The organism is Pseudomonas sp. B1-22, from assembly GCF_050474425.1.
In the GTDB taxonomy this organism is placed as follows: Bacteria; Pseudomonadota; Gammaproteobacteria; order Pseudomonadales; family Pseudomonadaceae; genus Pseudomonas.
On sequence record NZ_JBCHVH010000005.1, the window covers coordinates 485,451 to 506,577 of the forward strand.

Below are 21,127 nucleotides of genomic sequence, written 5' to 3' on the forward strand. Positions count from 1 at the left end.
TCATTGTCCGAAAGAAGCTGTTTTCAAAGCGTCACGAAGCACAGATTCCGGCAGCCGCGCGGTCTGGGCGCTCCCCTCAAGCGTCCAGCCCCATCAGTTCCAGGCCTCCCCGGCGTAAAACTTTGAAAACAGCTTCTGCCCGGAGATCGCCGGTGCCGTCGTAGGTCAGTGGATTACCGTCCACCATGCCTGACGAATGGATCGGAGGGGTCTCCTGGATACGCGTCCTCCGGGACCACTGATGAGGGAAATACTGTGCTTGAAGCCTATCGCAAACACGTAGAAGAGCGTGCCGCCCAGGGCGTCGTGCCCCAGCCGCTGAACGCCGAGCAGACCGCTGGTCTGGTCGAACTCCTGAAGAACCCGCCGGCCGGCGAAGAAGAATTTCTCCTCGACCTGATCACCAACCGCGTGCCGCCGGGTGTCGACGAAGCCGCCTACGTCAAGGCCGGTTTCCTCTCCGCCATCGCCAAGGGCGAAGCCACTTCCCCGCTGCTGACCAAGACCCGCGCCATTGAGCTGCTGGGTACCATGCAGGGCGGCTACAACATCGCCACCATGGTCGAGCTGCTGGACAGCGCCGAGCTGGCCGAAGTTGCCGCCGAGCAGCTGAAGCACACCCTGCTGATGTTCGACGCCTTCCACGACGTCGCCGAGCGCGCCAAGAAAGGCAACGCCGCCGCCAAGGCCGTGCTGCAGTCCTGGGCCGAAGGCGAGTGGTTCAAGGCCAAGCCGGCCGTCGCCGAGAAGCTGACCCTGACCGTGTTCAAGGTCCCCGGCGAAACCAACACCGACGACCTGTCCCCCGCTCCGGACGCCTGGTCGCGCCCCGACATCCCGCTGCACGCCCTGGCCATGCTGAAAATGGCCCGTGACGGCATCGAGCCGGTCCAGCCGGGCGTGGTCGGTCCGCTGAAGCAGATCGAAGCCGTCAAGGCCAAGGGCTTCCCGGTTGCCTACGTCGGTGACGTGGTCGGCACCGGTTCGTCCCGTAAGTCCGCCACCAACTCGGTGCTGTGGTTCTTCGGCGACGACATCCCCTACGTTCCGAACAAGCGTGCTGGCGGCTTCTGCTTCGGCACCAAGATCGCCCCGATCTTCTACAACACCATGGAAGACGCCGGCGCCCTGCCGATCGAATTCGACTGCACCAACCTGGCCATGGGCGACGTCATCGACGTGTACCCGTACGAAGGCAAGGTCGTGCGTCATGACAGCGGCGAAGTGGTCACCACCTTCGAGCTGAAGACCCCGGTTCTGCTGGACGAAGTCCGCGCCGGCGGCCGTATCCCGCTGATCGTTGGCCGTGGCCTGACCGAGAAGGCCCGCGCCGAGCTGGGTCTGGCTCCGTCGGACCTGTTCAAGAAGCCGGAAGCGCCGGCCGACAGCGGCAAGGGCTTCACCCTCGCCCAGAAGATGGTTGGCCGCGCCTGCGGTCTGCCGGAAGGCCAGGGCGTGCGTCCGGGCACCTACTGCGAACCGAAGATGACCACCGTCGGTTCCCAGGACACCACCGGCCCGATGACCCGCGACGAGCTGAAAGACCTGGCTTGCCTGGGCTTCTCCGCCGACCTGGTGATGCAGTCCTTCTGCCACACCGCTGCCTATCCGAAGCCGATCGACGTCAAGACCCACCACACCCTGCCGGACTTCATCATGACCCGCGGCGGTGTCTCCCTGCGTCCGGGCGACGGCATCATCCACAGCTGGCTGAACCGCATGCTGCTGCCTGACACCGTCGGCACCGGCGGCGACTCGCACACCCGCTTCCCGATCGGCATCAGCTTCCCGGCCGGTTCCGGCCTGGTCGCCTTCGCCGCGGCCACCGGCGTCATGCCGCTGGACATGCCGGAATCGGTTCTGGTGCGCTTCAAGGGCAAGCTGCAACCGGGCATCACCCTGCGTGACCTGGTCCATGCGATCCCCTACTACGCCATCCAGGCCGGCCTGCTGACCGTCGAGAAGAAGGGCAAGAAGAACATCTTCTCCGGCCGCATCCTCGAGATCGAAGGTCTGAACGACCTGACCGTCGAACAAGCCTTCGAGCTGTCCGACGCCTCCGCCGAGCGTTCGGCTGCCGGTTGCACCATCAAGCTGCCGGAAGAGGCCATCGCCGAGTACCTGAAGTCCAACATCACCCTGCTGCGCTGGATGATCGGCGAAGGCTACGGCGACGCCCGCACCCTGGAGCGCCGCGCGCAAGCGATGGAAGCCTGGCTGGCCAACCCGCAACTGCTGGAAGCCGACAAGGACGCCGAGTACGCCGCGGTCATCGAGATCGACCTGGCCGACGTCAAGGAGCCGGTACTCTGCGCGCCGAACGACCCGGACGACGCCCGTCTGCTGTCCAGCGTCGAAGGCCGCAAGATCGATGAAGTCTTCATCGGTTCCTGCATGACCAACATCGGTCACTTCCGCGCTGCCGGCAAACTGCTGGACAAGGTCAAGGGTGGCATTCCGACCCGTCTGTGGCTGGCTCCGCCGACCAAGATGGACGCCCACCAGCTGACCGAAGAAGGCTACTACGGCATCTACGGCAAGGCTGGCGCGCGCATGGAAATGCCGGGCTGCTCGCTGTGCATGGGTAACCAGGCTCGCGTACAGACCGGTTCCACCGTGGTCTCCACTTCGACCCGTAACTTCCCGAACCGTCTGGGCGACGCCACCGACGTGTTCCTGGCATCTGCCGAGCTGGCCGCTGTCGCTTCGATCATCGGCAAGCTGCCGACCGTCGAGGAGTACATGGCCTACGCGAAGGACATCGACAGCATGTCTGCCGATATCTACCGCTACCTGAGCTTCGACCAGATCGCCGAGTTCCGCGAAGCGGCAGCCAACGCGAAGATCCCGGCCGTTCAGGTCTGAGTGATCCCAGCGTGATGAAAAGCCCCGCCTGAGTGCGGGGCTTTTCTTTTGCAGTGCCGAAATAGAGCTGCCGGAGCCGGTACTCACGATGGGGCTAATACTTATTGACCGTTGCGCCCGTGGCCCGCGTGGCTAAGGTGTCAGCAGGCCCTGCCATTTCCGTGCTCAGGTGCCCTTGATGGAACCCTCCAGAGGTGCGCTCCCTCCCTCTGAGCCCCGCCCTTGTGGCGGGGCTTGTTTTTTCCGCCGAGCCTGGCACACCCCTTGCTGTACGGCCTGCAACAGGCAGCCCAACGGCGGGCCCTGAAAGACGATGACGTAGCCACCTCCGCCCAACGACGGCCGGAGCAGCGGCGTCCTTTGCCTTCAGAGGTGGAAATGATCGACAGCACCAGCGGCCGCCCGGACAGCCTGGCCTGGGTCGCCGGCTCCGACGCACCGGAGAAGACCGTACTGAACCTGGGCTTCATGGCCCTTACCGACTCCGCCTCCCTGGTGGTTGCGGCCACCCAGGGCTTCGCCCAGCCCTACGGCCTGACCCTCAACCTGCAGCGGCAGAGCTCCTGGGCCGGCCTGCGCGATCGCCTGCTCAGCGGCGAACTGGACGCGGCGCAGGGACTCTACGGCCTGATCTATGGCATGCAGCTCGGCCTGGGCGGCACCCCTGCCACCGACATGGCCGTGCTCATGGGATTGTGCCAGAACGGCCAGTCGATCAACCTCTCCGCACCGCTGATGCGCGACGGCGTGACCTGCGCTGAAGCACTGCGCCAGCACGCGCGCCACAACGGTGCACCGCTGACCCTGGCGCACACCTTCCCCACCGGCACCCATGCCCTGTGGCTGTACTACTGGCTGGCCGCCCACGGCATCCACCCGCTGCGCGATGTGCGCTCCCTGGTGGTGCCGCCGGCGCAGATGGTGGAACACCTGAAGGCCGGACGCATCGATGGTTTCTGCGCTGGCGGCCCCTGGGGCGCCCTGGCGGTGGACGAGGGCCTGGGCTTCACCCTGGCAACCAGCCAGCAGATCTGGCCGGACCACCCGGAAAAGGTGCTGAGCACCACCCGCGCCTTCGTCGAACACTACCCCAATGCCGCCCGCGCCCTGGTGATGAGCCTCCTCGACGCCAGCCGCTTCATCGAGGCCAGCGAGGACAACCTGCGCAGCGCGGCGCAACTCATCAGCGGGCAGGACTACGTCGACGCTCCGCTCTCCAGCATCGAACCGCGCCTGCTCGGCCGCTACCAGGACGGCCTCGGTCATGCCTGGCAGGACGCCCATCCGCTGCGCTTCTTCGACGGCGGCCAGGCCAATTTCCCCTGGCTGTCCGATGGCATGTGGTTCATGACCCAGTTCCGCCGCTGGGGCCTGCTGCGCGAGGACGTCGACTACCTCGGCATTGCCCGCCAGGTACAACAGCTCGACCTGTACCGAGAAGCCGCCGAAGCGGTTGGCGTAGCCGTACCGGGCGCCGACATGCGCCGCTCGACGCTGATCGACGGCCGCGTCTGGGACGGCAGCGATCCGGTCGGCTATGCCCATGGCTTCGAATTGAATGCCCTGACGGAGCGAGACTGAGCATGCTGCGCGTCCTGCTGATCAACGACACCCCGAAGAAGGTCGGGCGCCTCAAGGCGGCACTGGTGGAGTCCGGTTTCGATGTGGTCGACGAATCCGGTCTCACCGTCGACCTGGCGCAACGCGTGGAAGCCCTGCACCCGGACGTGATCCTCATCGACACCGAATCCCCCGGCCGCGATGTGCTGGAACAGGTGGTACTGGTCAGCCGCGACCAGCCGCGACCCATCGTCATGTTCACCGACGAGCACGACCCGCAGGTGATGCGCCAGGCCATCCGCTCCGGGGTCAGCGCCTACATCGTCGAGGGCATCCAGGCGCAGCGCCTGCAACCGATCCTCGACGTCGCCATGGCCCGCTTCGAGAGCGACCAGGCACTGCGCGCGCAACTTCAAGCCCGTGAGCAGCAGTTGGCCGAGCGCAAGCGCATCGAACTGGCCAAGGGACTGCTGATGAAGATGAAGGGCTGCGCCGAGGAAGAGGCCTATACCCTGATGCGCCGGCAGGCCATGGGGCGCCAGCAGAAGCTGGTGCAGGTGGCTGAGCAGATCATCGCCATGCACGAAATGCTCGGGCACTGACAGGCCATCTGCCAGCGGCGGCATCCCGCGATCAGAAAGCCAGCGCAGTTGCTGGCCCCCATCCGTGCGACGACTGCGTATCCTCCGCGCGCCGCGCAAACGTGCGGCTCCTCGCTTCCATCGCCTGACCATGGAAGTCCGTAGTGCGACCCGCCGACCAGGAACCGGCCGGTCGCATCCGCCCCTTCGTGAGCGAGACAGCATGATCGATCTTTCCACCTGGAACCTGACAATCCCCAGCGACCCCCGCCCCACCGAAATCACTACCCAGCAACTGCAGAACGGCTACCAGAGCCGCTACTTCAAGCGCGACGGCGACACCGTCGTGTTCTGGGTGCCGGTCAACGGCTCCCACACCGAGGACAGCACCTACCCGCGCACCGAACTGCGCGAGACCAAGCGCGACGGCAGTATCTACAACTGGTACTACACCGGCGGCGACAACGAGTTGCGCGCTACCGTCAGCGTCGGCCGCGTGCCCTCGCAGAACAAGATCATCATCGGCCAGATCCACAGCAAGTCGCCCACCAGCGGCGACGGCGAGCCACTGGTGAAGCTGCAGTACTACTACCACCCCGACACCCAGACCGGCAGCGTCGAGGCCCTGGTGCGCAATCACCCGGACGACAGCGTCAGCAAGAACATCCCGCTACTCAAGGATGTGCGCCTGAACGAGCGCGTCACCTACAGCCTGCGCGTGACCTCCACCGGTCAATTGGGCCTGCGCGCCGAAAGCGCGGATGGTGAGCAGCAGTACTACCGCCAGGCCCTGAGCTCGACCTGGAGCAAGCAGTTGCTCTACTTCAAGGCAGGCGCCTACATCAGCGACAACAAGGGCACCGACGACGAGGGAGGCCGCGTGACCTTCTACCACGTCAACCTGGCGCACTGACGTCCCCATTCAGCCCGCCAATGGCGCTGCGAAACCGGCGGCGGGCTCCGTACAATGGCGCATTCCCTGTGATCCGAGAGCGCCCCATGGCTCGCCTGAAACTGGAATTCCCCGAAGAACTCTTTCTCTACGAAACCAAGCTGACCGTACGCGTCACCGACATCAACGGCGCCAACCACCTGGGCAACGACTCGATGATCTCGATGATTTCCGAGGCCCGCGCACGCTTCCTGTTCGACTACGGCATCCGTGAGACCGGCATCATCGTCACCGACCTGGCCACCACCTACCGCGCCGAGGCCCACGCCCGCGACCAGCTGCTGTTCGAGGTTGGCGTCATGGACTTCAACAAGTACGGCGGCGACATCATCTTCCGCATCACCCGCCCGGCGGACGGCACCCTGGTCGCCATGGCAAAGTCCGGCTTCGTGTTCTTCGACTACGAGACCGGCAAGGTCATGCCCATTCCCGACGCGTTTCGTGACGCATTCCCCAATGTGAACTGGATCGCCTGAACCACACCGGGCACGGGTACTGGCTACGCGCTATACCTCTGGAGCCGTAAACCGAATCGCCATCAGAGGAGAACCTCCAATGCCGTCCTTCCTTCGGGTGGGCGCGCTGTCCGGCTGTCTGTGCCTGCCTATCCTGACCCTGCCCGCGCCAAGTTCGGCTGCGGACACCGATCCCCTGCAACGCGGCCGCTATCTGGTGCAGATCGCCGGCTGCAACGACTGCCACACCCCCGGCTACGCCATGGCCCCCGAAAAAGTCCCGGAAAGCACCTGGCTCACTGGTGACCAACTGGGCTGGAGCGGCCCATGGGGCACCACCTACCCCGCCAATCTGCGCCTGTACATGCAGGGCCGCAGCGAAGAGCAGTGGTTGGCCACGGCGCGGCAGGCGAATTTCCGCCCTCCCATGCCATCCTATGTGCTGCGTGTGATGAACGAGGACGATCTGCGCAGTATTTACCGCTTCGTCCGCCAACTGGGGCCGGCCGGAGAGGTCGCCCCCGCCTACCTGCCGCCGGGCAGCGCCCCCAAAGGTCCGGCGGTTGTTTTCCCTTCCCCGCCCACCCAGTGACCCACCGCCCCAACGGGGAGCACGCCCTGACCGCGAGCGCCCCGTTGTGGCACACCGGACTCTCCGCACACTCGGCTAACCCATTGGTCCATCTGGGATTTCCACTCTTGGCCCGCGCCTTGCTCCAGGCAAGGCGATGGTAGTCAACGGCGATTACCCGACTTCGACAAAGGCGTCGCATCCACACCCGCGCAGTGCGGTGGGTGGAGCGACGCCTTTTTCGTTTGCCCCGGCGCAGGGGCTCAGGACTTCCCGGCGGCCCCCTGTGGCCACGACCGGGGCTCTCAACCGTTGCTGACGAGGTGTTCGATGAACACGAGTTTCTGGAAAGCCGGCCATGCGCCGACCCTGTTTGCCGCCTTCCTCTACTTCGACCTGAGCTTCATGGTCTGGTACGTCCTCGGCCCGCTGGCGGTGCAGATCGCCGCCGACCTGCAACTGACCACCCAGCAGCGCGCGCTGATGGTGGCCACGCCGATCCTCTCCGGCGCCATCCTGCGCTTCCTGATGGGCCTGCTGGCCGATCGCTGGTCGCCCAAGGCCGCCGGCATTCTTGGCCAGGTCATCGTCATCGGTGCGCTGTTCGGTGCCTGGCGGCTGGGCATCCACAGCCTGGAGCAGGCGATGATTCTCGGCGTGCTGCTGGGCATGGCCGGCGCCTCGTTCGCCGTGGCTCTGCCGCTGGCCTCGCAGTGGTACCCGCCGCAGCATCAGGGCAAGGCCATGGGCATCGCCGGCGCCGGCAACTCCGGCACGGTGCTCACCGCGCTGTTCGCGCCCGCCATCGCCGCCGCTTTCGGTTGGCAGAACGTCTTCGGCTTCGCGCTGATCCCGCTGCTGGCGACCCTGCTGGTGTTCGCCCTGCTCGCCCGCAACGCCCCGGAGCGGCCGCCGGCCAAGTCCCTGGCGGATTACCTGAAGGCCCTGGGCGACCGCGACAGCTGGTGGTTCATGTTCTTCTACAGCGTGACCTTCGGCGGCTTCCTGGGCCTGGCCAGCACCCTGCCCGGCTACTTCCATGACCAGTACGGCCTGGACCCGGTGAAAGCCGGCTACTACACCGCCGCCTGCGTCTTCGCCGGCAGCCTGATGCGCCCCCTGGGCGGCGCCCTGGCCGACCGCATCGGCGGTATCCGCAGCCTGCTGGTGATGTACACGGTCGCTGCGATCTGCATCGCCGCCGTGGGCTTCCACCTGCCCAGCGCGGTGGCGGCGCTGAGCCTCTTCGTGGTCGCCATGCTCAGCCTCGGCGCGGGCAACGGTGCGGTGTTCCAGCTGGTGCCGCAGCGCTTCCGCCAAACCATCGGCGTGATGACCGGCCTGATCGGCATGGCCGGCGGCATCGGCGGCTTCTGCCTGACGGCGGGCCTGGGCGCGATCAAGCAGGCGACTGGTGATTACCAGATCGGCCTGTGGCTGTTCGCCAGCCTCGGCGTACTGGCCTGGTTCGGTTTGCATGCGGTGAAAGCCCGTTGGCGTACCACCTGGGGCAGCGCGGCCGTTAATGCCGCGCGGGTGTAGGCCATGCCCTTTGCAGCGACACGTAATAATTGCAGGGGCAACGGTTTTCTCCCGGATAAATCCGTGTCAGTGCCTTCCCCCTCACCCCAGCCCTCTCCCTCAGGGAGAGGGAGCCGACCGTGCCGGCTGACGCTGAGGTTTCATCCTGTACCGAATGGTCCCCTCTCCCTCTGGGAGAGGGTTAGGGTGAGGGCCATCCCGAGCGCCAATCCATCCCGTAGGAGCAGGCCATGAGCCTGACCCTGAGCTTCGCCCAGGCCAGCGCCACCGGACCGCGCGACGAGAACCAGGATGCCCTGCGGGTGGTCACCCCGCCCGCAGGACTGGCGGCGAGCAAGGGGCACCTGTTCGCCATCGCCGACGGCGTCAGCCACTGTGCCGATGGCGGCCTGGCCGCGCGCCTGACCCTGCAGGCGCTGGCCGCCGACTACTACGCCACCCCCGAGACCTGGGCCGTCGCCCAGGCACTCGACCGCCTGCTGATCTCGCAGAACCGCTGGCTGCAGGCCAACGGCGGCGGCCAACCACTGCTTACCACCCTTACCGCGCTGGTACTGCGTGGCCGCCGCTTCACCCTTGCCCATGTCGGCGACTGCCGTCTCTACCGCTGGCACACCGGGCAACTGGAGTGCCTGACCCAGGATCACGTCTGGGAACAGCCGGGCATGCAGCACGTGCTCAAGCGCGCGCTGGGCCTCGATCAGCACCTGGTGGTGGATTACCGCGACGGCGAACTGGAGGCCGGGCAGTCCTTCCTGCTGGTCAGCGACGGCGTCTGGTCTGTGCTGGGCGACGCCGGCATCCTGCGCCTGCTGGAGGATGCGCCGTCGCTACAGGCCTGTGCCGACACCCTGGTCAGCGCCGCGCACCTCGCCGGCAGCCAGGACAACGCCAGCGCCCTGCTGCTGCGAGTGGACGCACTGCCGCCGGCGAGCCTTGGCGACGCCCTCGCCCAGCTCGACCACTGGCCCACGCCACCCGCGCTGCGGGAAGAACAGGAGTTCGAAGGCTGGCAGGTCGAAGGCAAGCTGGCCCAATCCCGCCAATCGCTGATCTACCGCGTACGCGACCGGCAGAATCGCCCCTGGCTGCTCAAGACCCTGCCGCCGGCGCTTCACGACTCCCCTGAAGCCGCCCAGGCCCTGCTGCTGGAGGAGTGGTTCCTGCGCCGCGTACAGGGCCGCTACTTCCCCGAACTGCACAGTCTGCCGCAACGCCAGCACCTGTACTACGTGATGCGCGAGTATCCGGGGCAGACCCTGGACGAGCACCTGAAACTCAACGGCCCGTTGAACCTGCCCGACTGGCTGGACCTCGCCCAGCGCCTGCTGCGCGGCGTGGGCCAGCTGCACCGGCGCAACATCCTGCACCGGGACATCAAGCCGGAGAACCTGCACTGGGCCAACGACGGCGAGCTGCGCCTGCTGGACTTCGGCCTGGCCTACTGTCCGGGACTGTCCCAGGACGATCCGCACGACCTGCCCGGCACACCGAGCTATCTCGCCCCGGAGTCTTTCCAGGGTGCAGCACCGGACGCCCGCCAGGACCTCTACGCCGCCGGCGTCACGCTGTACCGCCTGCTCTGCAGCCACTACCCCTACGGCGAGATCGAAGCCTTCCAGCACCCACGCTTCGGCACGCCCGCACCGGCCAGCCGCTACCGCCCGGACGTACCGGCCTGGCTCGACGATTGGCTCGCGAAGCTGACCGCTGCCCAGCCGCAACAGCGCTTCGAAACCGCCGAGGAGTGTCTGCTCGCCCTGGAACAAGGGGAACGCCAGACGCCCACACGTCCGCGTCCACTGCTGGAGCGCGAGCCGCTCAGGGTCTGGCGTGGGATTGCCCTGGCCTCCCTGGCGATCAACCTGGGGCTGATTCTCTGGCTGTTGCATCGCGGCTGAAGGCGCACCAGATCGGTTCGAAATGCATCACCGCAGTGCAATACGCCGACCGAACACCTGCACTGCTCAGCCGCAAAACCTGAAAGTCCGGGCACCGAGCAAGTTGGCACAGCCCCTGCAATAACCTTGGCAACAATCTACAAAAGCGCGTCCCTCAACGAAGAGGCTCGCACTTCCCGATCGAACGGGACTTGGACAAAGGCGTCCTCGCTGGGTAACCGGCGGGACGCCTTTTTTGTTTTCCGCGATTGCGTGACGGAGCCCTGACATGAAAAAGCTCAAGCTCGTACTGATCGGCAACGGCATGGCCGGTGTGCGCACCCTCGAAGAACTGCTGAAGATCGCGCCCGACCTCTACGACATCACCGTGTTCGGCGCAGAGCCGCACCCCAACTACAACCGCATCCTGCTCTCCCCGGTGCTGGCCGGCGAGCAGGCCTTCGAGGACATCGTCCTCAACGACCTCAACTGGTACAGCGAGAACGGCATCCGCCTGCTGCTCAACCGCAAGGTCAGCCGCATCGACCGCCACCGCCGCAAGGTCTACGCCGAAGACGGCACCGAGGCCGAGTACGACCGCCTGCTGATCGCCACCGGCTCCAACCCCTTCGTCCTGCCGGTGCCGGGCAACCGCCTGCAGGGCGTGATCGGTTACCGCGACATCGCCGACACCCAGACCATGATCGACACCGCAGGCACCCACAGCCACGCGGTGGTCATCGGCGGCGGTCTGCTCGGCCTGGAAGCCGCCAATGGCCTCAAGCAGCGCGGCATGGACGTGACCGTGGTGCACCTCTCCGACTGGCTGCTGGAACGCCAGCTGGACCGCACCGCCGGCAAGCTGCTGCAGGGCGCGCTGGAATCGCGCGGCATCCACTTCCGCCTCAATACCCAGACCGAAGAGCTGATCGACGACGGCAGCGGCCGCGTCTGCGCCGTGCGCTTCAAGGACGGCGAAGTGATCGCCGCAGACCTGGTGGTGATGGCCGCCGGCATCCGCCCCAACACCGAACTGGCGGAAAAGACCGGCCTGCCCTGCAACCGCGGCATCCTGGTCAACGACACCCTGCAGACCTATGACCCCCGCATCTACGCCCTGGGTGAATGCGCCAGTCACCGCGGCATCGCCTACGGCCTGGTGGCACCACTGTTCGAACAGGCCAAGGTCTGCGCCAACCACCTGGCCATGCTCGGCTTCGCTCGTTACCAGGGCTCTGTGACCTCCACCAAGCTCAAGGTCACCGGCATCGATCTGTTCTCCGCCGGCGAATTCATGGGCGGCGAAGGCACCGAGACCATCACCCTCTCCGACCCCATCGGCGGCGTGTACAAGAAGCTGGTGATCAAGGACGACGTGCTGGTCGGCGCCTGCCTCTATGGCGACACCGCCGACGGCGGCTGGTACTTCCGGCAGATCCGCGAGAACCACAATATTGCGCAGATTCGCGATCACCTGATGTTCGGCGAGAGCAGCCTTGGCGACGTCGGTCACCAGGGCCAGAACAGCGCGGCCAGCATGCCCGACAGCGCCGAAGTCTGCGGCTGCAACGGCGTATGCAAGGGCACCATCGTCAAGGCGATCCAGGAGAACGGCCTGTTCAGCGTCGACGAGGTGAAGAAGCACACCAAGGCCGCCAGCTCCTGCGGCTCCTGCGCCGGCCTGGTCGAGCAGATACTGATCAGCACCGTGGGCGGCGCGGCGGACGTGAAGCCCAAGAGCGAGAAAGCCATCTGCGGCTGCAGCGACCTCAACCACGGCCAGGTGCGCAAGGCGATCCGCGAGCATCACCTGACCTCGCTGGGCGCCGCCATGCGCTTCATGGACTGGCGGACCCCGGATGGCTGCGCCACCTGCCGACCGGCGCTCAACTACTACCTGATCTCCACCTGGCCGGGCGAGGCGAAAGACGACCCGCAGTCGCGCCTGATCAACGAACGCGCCCACGCCAACATCCAGAAAGACGGCACTTACTCGGTGGTCCCGCGCATGTGGGGCGGCGTCACCAACGCTGCCGAACTGCGCCGTATCGCCGACGTCGCCGACAAGTACCAGGTGCCCATGGTCAAGGTCACCGGCGGCCAGCGCATCGACCTGCTGGGTATCAAGAAGGACGACCTGCCGGCGATCTGGAAAGAGTTGGATATGCCCTCCGGCCACGCCTACGGCAAATCCATCCGCACCGTGAAGACCTGCGTGGGCAGCGAGTTCTGCCGATTCGGCACGCAGAACTCGACCCAGCTGGGCATCGATCTGGAGCACGACCTGTTCAACATGTGGTCGCCGCACAAGGTCAAGCTGGCGGTCTCCGGCTGCCCGCGCAACTGCGCCGAGGCCGGCATCAAGGACATCGGCATCATCGGCGTGGATTCAGGCTGGGAGCTGTACATCGGCGGCAACGGCGGGATCAAGACCGAGGTGGCGGAGTTCTTCGTCAAGCTCAAGACCGCCGACGAGGTCCGCGAGTACAGCGGCGCCTTCCTCCAGCTCTACCGCGAAGAGGCCTTCTACCTCGAGCGCACCGTGCACTACCTGCAGCGCGTCGGCATGGAGCGCATCAAGAAGGCCGTGCTGGAAGACGCGGAGAACCGCAGGGCTCTCAACGCCCGCCTGCAATTCTCCCTGTCGCTGGAACAGGACCCGTGGCAGGAACGCATTGCCCAGCAGCCGCTGAAGAAGGAATTCGAACGGATTCCGCTCAAGCAACTGGAAACCGCCTGAGTGCCCGCCGGGCCCCGCCATCGGGGCCCCTATTACCCGATCGCCGGAGATATCCCATGAATTGGTTCGACATCTGCGCCCTGGACGACATCAACCCGCTGGGCTCCCGCGTAATCGCCGGCCCCAAAGGCGACATCGCGATATTCCGTACCTCCGATGACCAGGTCTTCGCTATCGACGACCGTTGCCCGCACAAGGGCGGCCCGCTGTCCCAGGGACTGATCTATGGCAAGCGCGTAGCCTGTCCGCTGCACAACTGGCAGATCGAGCTTGAGAGCGGCGAAGCCGTGGCGCCCGACCAGGGCTGCGCCCATCGCCATGAGGTAAAGGTCGAAGGTGGGCGCGTGCTGCTGGCACTGCACACCTCCGTCGCCCATTGCGCTTGAGTCCACCAGTGAGGCCTGTGCCATGAACCCCAACCGTCGCACCACCGCATCGACCTGCTGCTACTGCGGCGTGGGCTGCGGCGTACTGATCGAGCACAACGACAAGCGCATCCTGGGCGTGCAGGGCGACCCGCAACACCCGGCCAACTTCGGCCGCCTGTGCAGCAAGGGTTCGACCCTGCACCTCACGGGTGATACGGATGCCCGCGCACAGTTTCCGGAGCTGCGCCTGGGCAAGGGCCTGTCGCGCACCCGCACCGATTGGGACACGGCGCTGGAGCACGCCGCTGGCGTCTTTGCCAAAACCATTCGCGAACACGGGCCGGACAGCGTGGCGTTCTACGTGTCCGGCCAGCTACTCACCGAGGACTACTACGCCTTCAACAAGCTGGCTCGCGCCCTGGTCGGTACCAACAACATCGACAGCAATTCGCGCCTGTGCATGTCCTCGGCGGTGGTCGGCTACAAGCGCAGTCTCGGCGCCGACGCCCCGCCCTGCAGTTACGAGGACATCGAGCTGGCCGACTGCGTGATGATCGCCGGCAGCAACATGGCCTACGCACACCCGGTGCTGTTCCGCCGCCTGGAAGACGCCCGCGCGCGTCGTCCGGAGATGAAGCTGATCGTCGTCGACCCACGCGTCACCGATACCACCGAGGCGGCCGATCTGCACCTGGCGATCATACCCGGCACCGACGTCGCACTGTTCCACGGCATCCTGCATATCCTGCTCTGGGAAGGCTGGATCGACCGCCCCTTCATCGATGCCCACACCGAAGGGCTGGATGAACTGAAAGCCCTGGTGCGCGACTACGGCCCACTGGCCGTGGCGGAAATCTGCGGCATCGCCGTCGACGACCTGCAGCGCGCCGCCCAGTGGATCGGCCAGGCGCCCGCCTTCCTCTCGCTCTGGTGCATGGGCCTGAACCAGTCCACCGCCGGCAGCGCGAAGAACAGTGCGCTGATCAACCTGCACCTGGCCACCGGGCAGATCGGCCGTCCCGGCGCCGGCCCCTTCTCCCTCACCGGCCAGCCCAACGCCATGGGCGGCCGCGAGACCGGCAGCCTCGCCAACCTGCTACCCGGCCACCGCGAAGCTGCGAACGCCGAACATCGTGCGGAAGTCGCCGCTTACTGGGGCGTCGAGCAACTACCGGATACCCCCGGTCTGAGCGCCATCGAACTCTTCGACGCAGTCCGCGACGGGCGCATCAAGGCGCTGTGGATCGCCTGCACCAACCCCGCACAATCGCTGCCGGACCAGACCCGCATACGTGAAGCCCTGGCCGCCTGCCCCTTCGTCATCGTCCAGGAAGCCTTCGCCACCAGCGAGACGTGCCACTACGCCGACCTGCTGCTGCCGGCCACCAGCTGGGGCGAGAAGGAAGGCACGGTAACCAACTCGGAACGCCGTATCAGCCATGTACGCCCGGCCATCCCCGCCATCGGCGAGGCGCGGGCAGACTGGAGCATCGTCTGCGACTTCGCTCGGCGCCTTGAGCAACATCTGCGTCCCGGCGAACCCAGCCTGTTCGACTTTGACTCGCCCTCGGCTCTGTTCAACGAATACAAGTGGCTGACCCGCGAGCGTGATCTCGATCTTTCCGGGATCGACTATGCGCTGCTGGACGCGAGCGGGCCGCAGCAATGGCCCTTTCCCGTCGGCGCGGACCACGGCAATGCGCGCCTGTATGGCGATGGGCAGTTCCCCACCGCCAATGGGCGCGCCCGGCTGATTGCCGAGCCCTATCGCGCGCCGAAGGAGAAGCGCGATGCGCGCTACCCGCTGATCCTCAACACCGGTCGCCTGCGTGACCAATGGCACGGCATGACCCGCACCGGCACCGCCCCGCAACTGTTCGGCCACGTGGAAGAAGCCGTGCTCGGCCTGCACCCGGACGAACTGCGCCGCCGCCGCATCAGCGATGGCCAACTGGTCCGCCTGCACAGCCGCCGTGGCGAACTGGTACTGCCGGTACAGGCCGATGATCGCCTGCGCCCCGGCCAGGCCTTCCTGCCGATGCACTGGGGCGACCGCTTCCTCAAGGGCCTGGGCATCAACGTGCTCACCCTGTCGGCGGTGGATCCGCTGTCCCACCAGCCCGAGCTGAAACATGCCACGGTAGAAGTCAGCCGCATCGAACTGCCCTGGCAGTTCTTCGCCCTGGTGGAAGGCGGTGTGCAAAAGCGCTTCGAGGCCCTGCGCCCGCTGTTCGAAGACCTGCGCTACGCCAGCTTCAGCCCTGTCGGCCGCGAACGCCCGGCGCTGGTGATCCGGGCCGCACACGTTGAAGCGCCAAGTGCGGAATGGCTGGCCGCCATCGACGCACTGCTTGGCCTTAACGAAGGGCCGGTGATGGCCTATGACGATCCGCGCCTGTCGGTCGGCAAGCGCGTGCGAATCGAACAATCCCGGATTGTCTCGCTGCGCCTGGCCGGCGAAACCGCCGCTCGCGCCTGGCTGCGCGAACTGTGGAAGGAAGGTCGCGCCGACCAGGAATTGCGCCGTTGGCTGCTGGCTCCGCTCAGCGCGGCGCCGGGTAAGGCAGGCGCCGTCGCCGACAAGACTCTGTGCAACTGTCTGAACGTCAGCCAGAGCCGCATCCAGGCCGGCATCGACCAGGGCATGGACCTGGACGGCCTCAAGTGCGAACTCAAGTGCGGGACCGCCTGCGGCTCCTGCGTACCGGAAATCAAACGTCTGCTGGCTCGGCATCCGCTGGCCGCAACAGCCTGAATCGCGAGTCCGAGGAGATCGATATGAGTGGAAAAGTCTGGCTGATCGGCGCTGGCCCGGGCGACCCGGAGTTGCTGACCCTGAAGGCGGTACGCGCACTGGCACAGGCCGAGGTGGTTCTGATCGACGACCTGGTCAATCCGGCGGTACTGGAACACTGCCCGACGGCACGGGTGATCCCGGTCGGCAAGCGCGGCGGCTGCCGCTCTACACCGCAGGACTTCATCCATCGGCTGATGCTGCGCTATGCCCGCCAGGGGCGGTGCGTAGCACGCCTGAAAGGTGGCGATCCCTGCATCTTCGGGCGTGGCGGTGAGGAAGCCGACTGGCTTGGCGCACGGGGTATCGAATGCGAACTGGTCAACGGCATCACTGCCGGACTGGCAGCTGCGACTCAGTGTCGCATCCCGCTGACCCTGCGTGGCGTGAGTCGGGGCGTGACCCTGGTGACCGCCCACACCCAGGACGACAGCACCTTGAACTGGCGCGGCCTGGCCGAAGGCGGCACGACACTGGTGGTGTACATGGGCGTGGCGAAACTGGCGGAAATTCGCGACGGTCTTCTGGACGGCGGAATGCGCGCTGACACTCCGGTGGCGATGATCGAAAACGCTTCCCTGCCCAGCCAGCGCGAGTACCGTAGCCAGTTGCAGGACATGATCGAAGACGCCCAGCGTTTCGCCCTGAAAAGCCCGGCAATTCTGGTGATTGGCGAGGTTGCCGCTGCCGTGCAACAGGCGGCCCTGGTCCGCAGCGCCTAAGCCCGGTGCTTTCCTGCAGGCAAAGAAAAACCCGGCCTAGGCCGGGTTTTTCTCAGGAGCTCAGACCAATTACTTGGCTTGGGCTTCTACTTGGGCTTCTACGCGGCGGTTAACAGCGCGGCCTTCGGCAGTTGCGTTGTCAGCAACCGGACGGCTCTCACCATAACCAACAGCGTTTACGCGGCCGCCTTCAACACCGTACTCGTTGACCAGTACGTCACGAACAGCGTTGGCACGACGCTCGGACAGCTTCTGGTTGTAGGCGTCGGTGCCGACGGAGTCGGTGTGGCCTTCAACGGTGGTGGAGGTGGACGGGTACTGCTTCATGAAGTCAGCCAGGTTTTTGATGTCAGCGTAGCTGTTCTCTTTAACCTTGGACTTGTCGAAGTCGAACTTCACGTCCAGCTGAACGCGAACGACTTCAGCAACAGCCGGGCAGCCGTTGGCGTCAACGGTGACGTTGGCCGGGGTGTTCGGGCACTTGTCGACGTTGTCGCAGACGCCGTCGTTGTCGGAGTCGGAGCAGACTTCAGCAACCGGCTCCGGAGCCGGGGCGGCTTTGCCACCACCGAAGTTCATGCCGACGCCCAGGCCAGCCATCCACTCGCCCTGGTGGCCATTCTGACGCTGTTCCAGGCCGTACTGACCGTCCAGGCTGGCTTTGGCGTAGAAGTTCTCGGTGAAGTAGTACTTCAGACCGGTACCGATCATGGCCATGGTCAGGTTCTGACGGCTGCCATTGGCATCGCTGATGTTGGTCAGGCTCTGGTGGCCGATACCTGCCGACACGTACGGACGCAGGTTGCCAGCACCCGGAGTGCCGAAGTGGTAGATGGCGTCCAGAGTGCTCAGGTTGCCGTGTACCTTCTTGTTGCCGGTCTCGTAGGTGCCACGAACGTCGTGGTACTCACCGTAGGACAGAGCCAGCTCGACGTCGTCGGTCAGGAAGTAGCCAACCGAACCGCCGTACAGATCCGCGTTCTTCATGTCGCGGGTGCTGTCAGTGAAATAGCGCTTGCCGAAGGCCTCGACCTCGACCGCGCCCTGGCCTTGAGCGAAGGCGTTCATAGCGGAAGCGGCGATTACAGAGCCGACAACGACGCCAAGGGTGTTCTTCAGTTTCATCCGTTAAATCCCCATCTTGGTGGTCAATAAGTTGTCTAACCATAGGCCGTACAACTTGGTGGGCAAGTTTATCAGAACTTCCCGGCCAAAGAGACAATATTTACTAAACTAAGATTCCGTCACACCGGAAAACTTTTCGCGCAATCGATCGAGTGCACGCTTGTAGCGCATTTTGGTGGCGCTCAACCCCATGTGCATGATATCGGCGATTTCCTGGAACTCGAGTTCGGCCACGAACCGCAACACCAGAATTTCCCGATCAATGGGATTGACATGAACTAGCCATCGGTCTAGTCCACCGCGTTCTTCCACCTTCGGAGCCTTCTCTTCGGAAGCCTCCTCCACCGGATCCAGACTCAACGCATCGAGCAATCGCCGTTTGCGCCGCTCCTTCCGATATTGGGTAATGCACTCGTTGTAAGTGATGCTGTACAGCCAGGTCTTGAACTTCGATTTTCCCTCGAAGTTCTTCAAACCATACAGAACCTTCAACATCACTTCTTGACACACATCATCGGCGTCCCGGTCGTTGCCCAGATATCGGGCGCAGACATTGAACAGCGTGCGCTGGTAGCGGCGCATCAGCTCTTCATAGGCACGGGTCACATGGAACAGCTCCACGTGCGAACGCTCCACCAGCTCCTCGTCGGTGAGCTGGCGCGGGTCGTAGCGCAAGGGCAGTGATTGCGGCGTGTTCAAGTCAGGTCGGGCCAGGTCATGTCAGCGGCCGATGCGGCTCCCGGGGAGCGGCATCGGCGATCGGTCATCATCTCAGCGACTGGTCACTCGCTGATCGAGCAGGATACGGTTGGCAATGGACACCAGCTCGCCCTCCTCCGTCAGCAGGATAGTCTTGATGGTACCAATTTCCTCGATGATGCCTTCGACATCCGCGACTTTCACTTGTTGCCCAACGTGGTACAGCTCACGCACGTAGATGCCCGCGATGATCTGGCCGGCGACTTCACGACTGCCAAGGCCAAGCGCAAGCGCCGCCGCCAGGCCGATGGTGATCAGCACGATGGCGATGATGTAGTTCAGCAGGTCGGTCTTGACCTCGAGCTGGCCGATGGCCACCGAGATGCTGATGATGATGACCAGCCACTGGGCGACACGGCCCAGGCCGTTGGAATATTCGAGGCCGACGCCGTCCGCAGCGCCGCGCACCAGGCTATTGGCCAGTTGGGCGAGGAGAATGCCGACGATCAGCACCAGCGCCGCGCCGAAGACCTTCGGCAGGTACAGCGCGAGCATGTCGAGGGTCGCGGAAACGCGCTGCAGGCCCAGCGACTCGGCCGCGGAGACCAGGAACACCAGCAGCACGAACCAGTAGATGATCTTGCCGATCAAGGTCGAAACCGGCACCTGGATGCCGGCACGGGACATCAGCTTGGTCAGACCGGTACCCGCCATCAGGCGATCCAGGCCCAGCTTGGCCAGCAGTTTGGACAGCAATGCGTCGAGCAGCTTGGCGACGATGAAGCCCAGCAGCACGATTACCAGCGCGGCGAGCAGGTTCGGAATGAACCCGGCCAGCTTGCCCCACAGGGTGTTCATGGCGGTCAGCAGGCTTTGCGTCCAGATGTCGAATTGCATGTTCAATCGGCCTTGTCAGCGGAAGGGGCGGAATTCTGCGCGCGACGCGAGACGGGCGCAAGGTGCAAGGCACCGCGGGTGACGCCGATGGACAAGGCTTCCAGCCAGTGGCCCATCAGGCTGAACAGATCGCCCGCGCCGACCTGGCGGTTGGCGGTCTTGAGCACGCGGCCCAGGCGCAGGTCATCGCCCGGCTGCTCCGGCGGCATCTTCAGCAGATCACGCAAGGATTCTTCAAATGGGTCGTGCATACGCACCTCGCCTGTGTGAGGTGCTTGACGCACCCACCACCTCAAAAGTCACACCTAGAGCCAACGCAAGCGGCGGAAAACCCACCACTGGAAGGTCGCGATGCCGCCGATCAGCAGGCAGGCCACCACGAAACCATAGGGCGCCTGCGCCCCCGGGATACCGCCGACATTGATGCCCAGAAGCCCCGTCACGAAGCTCATGGGCAGGAAAAAGCCGGTAATGATACCAAGCAGATACATGGTGCGGTTCATTCGTTCGGTAATTCGACGATGTTCGGCCTCCTGGATCAGGCTGATGCGCTCGCGGATCAGCTCCAGTTCCTCCAGGTTCCGGGTCAGGCGGTTGTAGAGCTCATTCCAGTAGTCGGCGTCGTCGGCGACCGTCCAGGACAGCTTGAACTTGACCATCTGCGCATAGATGTCGCGCTGGGGCGAGAGATAGCGCCGCAGCCCGGCAGCGCGCAGACGCAACGTCCGCAGCTGATGCTGGTCGGGAATGCTGCGCTCGTCCTCCTCGATAGCCTCTTCCATGCTGTCGAGCTGGTCCGCCAGGCCGCCGATCAGGGTATCGACCCGGTCGGTGAGGTAGTGCGCCAGGAACAGCACGACTTCCGAGGCAGTCTTGGGGCCGCGCCCGGCAGCAAGATCGGTACGCAGGTCGGCCACCGCCTTGAGCGGACGCAAGCGCAGGGAAATCACCCGCTGCGACTCGGCGTAGACACGCAGCGACACCATGTCCTCCGGCACCGCGCCAGGGTTCAGGTTCACACCACGCAGGAACAGCAGCAGGCGTTCGCCGCCCAGATCGACCAGGCGCGGACGCGTCGCCTCCTCCAGCAGCAGGTCGCAGGCGAACTCATTGAGCCCGCTGGACTCGCGCAGCCAGCTCTGCGCCTCGGGAACGCCACGATCCCAATGCACCCAGAGGCTTTCTTCCGGCTTGAGATCCAGCAATGGCAGTTCATTGCGGGAAATTTCCCGGGCGCCGCCACGTCCATCGAGCACGAAGCCATCGATCAAGCCACGCTCGGTACCAGTTTCGTATGCCTGCATGCCCTCTCCCGCGTTCGCCCCTGGGGCGCTCCATGAAAAATGCCGGAAGCCTTCGCTTCCGGCATTGACTCG

The 21,127-nt window shown here is 65.1% G+C and carries 17 protein-coding genes; 12 read left to right on the forward strand and 5 right to left on the reverse strand.

Annotation, left to right across the window (positions count from 1 at the left end):
- Window positions 1-255: 255 nt before the first annotated feature.
- From acnB to cobA, 12 genes are all read left to right on the forward strand, one after another.
- On the forward strand, window positions 256-2,865 hold the full coding sequence (acnB, locus tag ACQ5BL_RS21100; protein WP_243806957.1) for a bifunctional aconitate hydratase 2/2-methylisocitrate dehydratase: 2,610 nt from the start codon (window positions 256-258) through the stop codon (window positions 2,863-2,865).
- Window positions 2,866-3,243: 378 nt separating this feature from the next.
- The gene (locus tag ACQ5BL_RS21105) at window positions 3,244-4,446 is read left to right on the forward strand and encodes a CmpA/NrtA family ABC transporter substrate-binding protein (RefSeq protein ID WP_243806958.1); all 1,203 of its coding nucleotides are present in this window, start codon (window positions 3,244-3,246) and stop codon (window positions 4,444-4,446) included.
- 2 nt (window positions 4,447-4,448) lie between these two features.
- The gene (locus ACQ5BL_RS21110; protein WP_207888306.1) at window positions 4,449-5,027 is read left to right on the forward strand and encodes an ANTAR domain-containing response regulator; all 579 of its coding nucleotides are present in this window, start codon (window positions 4,449-4,451) and stop codon (window positions 5,025-5,027) included.
- Window positions 5,028-5,229: 202 nt separating this feature from the next.
- On the forward strand, window positions 5,230-5,919 hold the full coding sequence (locus ACQ5BL_RS21115; RefSeq protein ID WP_207888305.1) for a polysaccharide lyase family 7 protein: 690 nt from the start codon (window positions 5,230-5,232) through the stop codon (window positions 5,917-5,919).
- 86 nt (window positions 5,920-6,005) lie between these two features.
- On the forward strand, window positions 6,006-6,434 hold the full coding sequence (locus ACQ5BL_RS21120) for a thioesterase family protein (RefSeq protein WP_243806959.1): 429 nt from the start codon (window positions 6,006-6,008) through the stop codon (window positions 6,432-6,434).
- A 79-nt stretch (window positions 6,435-6,513) separates the two neighbouring features.
- The gene (locus ACQ5BL_RS21125; RefSeq protein ID WP_243806960.1) at window positions 6,514-7,005 is read left to right on the forward strand and encodes a cytochrome C; all 492 of its coding nucleotides are present in this window, start codon (window positions 6,514-6,516) and stop codon (window positions 7,003-7,005) included.
- Window positions 7,006-7,314: 309 nt separating this feature from the next.
- Complete coding sequence (locus ACQ5BL_RS21130) at window positions 7,315-8,526, forward strand: nitrate/nitrite transporter (protein ID WP_430293233.1); 1,212 nt, start codon at window positions 7,315-7,317, stop codon at window positions 8,524-8,526.
- A 230-nt stretch (window positions 8,527-8,756) separates the two neighbouring features.
- The gene (locus ACQ5BL_RS21135) at window positions 8,757-10,427 is read left to right on the forward strand and encodes a bifunctional protein-serine/threonine kinase/phosphatase (RefSeq protein WP_243806962.1); all 1,671 of its coding nucleotides are present in this window, start codon (window positions 8,757-8,759) and stop codon (window positions 10,425-10,427) included.
- 268 nt (window positions 10,428-10,695) lie between these two features.
- Window positions 10,696-13,146, forward strand: coding sequence for a nitrite reductase large subunit NirB (gene nirB, locus ACQ5BL_RS21140; RefSeq protein WP_243806963.1), 2,451 nt, complete (start codon window positions 10,696-10,698; stop codon window positions 13,144-13,146).
- Between the two features lie 56 nt (window positions 13,147-13,202).
- A complete protein-coding gene (gene nirD / locus ACQ5BL_RS21145) occupies window positions 13,203-13,532 on the forward strand; it encodes a nitrite reductase small subunit NirD (protein WP_243806964.1) in 330 nt (109 codons plus the stop codon).
- Between the two features lie 22 nt (window positions 13,533-13,554).
- Complete coding sequence (locus tag ACQ5BL_RS21150) at window positions 13,555-16,269, forward strand: nitrate reductase (protein ID WP_243806965.1); 2,715 nt, start codon at window positions 13,555-13,557, stop codon at window positions 16,267-16,269.
- A gap of 23 nt (window positions 16,270-16,292) precedes the next feature.
- Complete coding sequence (gene cobA / locus ACQ5BL_RS21155) at window positions 16,293-17,030, forward strand: uroporphyrinogen-III C-methyltransferase (RefSeq protein ID WP_243806966.1); 738 nt, start codon at window positions 16,293-16,295, stop codon at window positions 17,028-17,030.
- Between the two features lie 69 nt (window positions 17,031-17,099).
- Here the strand turns inward: cobA and ACQ5BL_RS21160 are convergent, their stop codons facing one another.
- The 5 genes from ACQ5BL_RS21160 to ACQ5BL_RS21180 form a co-directional block, all read right to left on the reverse strand.
- On the reverse strand, window positions 17,100-18,155 hold the full coding sequence (locus ACQ5BL_RS21160) for an OmpA family protein (protein ID WP_207888461.1): 1,056 nt from the start codon (window positions 18,153-18,155) through the stop codon (window positions 17,100-17,102).
- Between the two features lie 108 nt (window positions 18,156-18,263).
- Window positions 18,264-18,854, reverse strand: coding sequence for an RNA polymerase sigma factor SigX (gene sigX, locus ACQ5BL_RS21165; protein ID WP_207888460.1), 591 nt, complete (start codon window positions 18,852-18,854; stop codon window positions 18,264-18,266).
- A gap of 72 nt (window positions 18,855-18,926) precedes the next feature.
- Window positions 18,927-19,751 carry a mechanosensitive ion channel family protein gene (locus tag ACQ5BL_RS21170; protein WP_207888459.1) on the reverse strand — a complete coding sequence of 275 codons (825 nt, stop codon included), beginning with the start codon at window positions 19,749-19,751 and terminating at the stop codon, window positions 18,927-18,929.
- Window positions 19,752-19,753: 2 nt separating this feature from the next.
- Window positions 19,754-20,008, reverse strand: a complete 255-nt coding sequence (locus ACQ5BL_RS21175; protein ID WP_207888458.1) for a CrfX protein — start codon at window positions 20,006-20,008, stop codon at window positions 19,754-19,756.
- 48 nt (window positions 20,009-20,056) lie between these two features.
- A complete protein-coding gene (locus ACQ5BL_RS21180; protein ID WP_243806967.1) occupies window positions 20,057-21,055 on the reverse strand; it encodes a zinc transporter ZntB in 999 nt (332 codons plus the stop codon).
- Window positions 21,056-21,127: the final 72 nt, after the last annotated feature.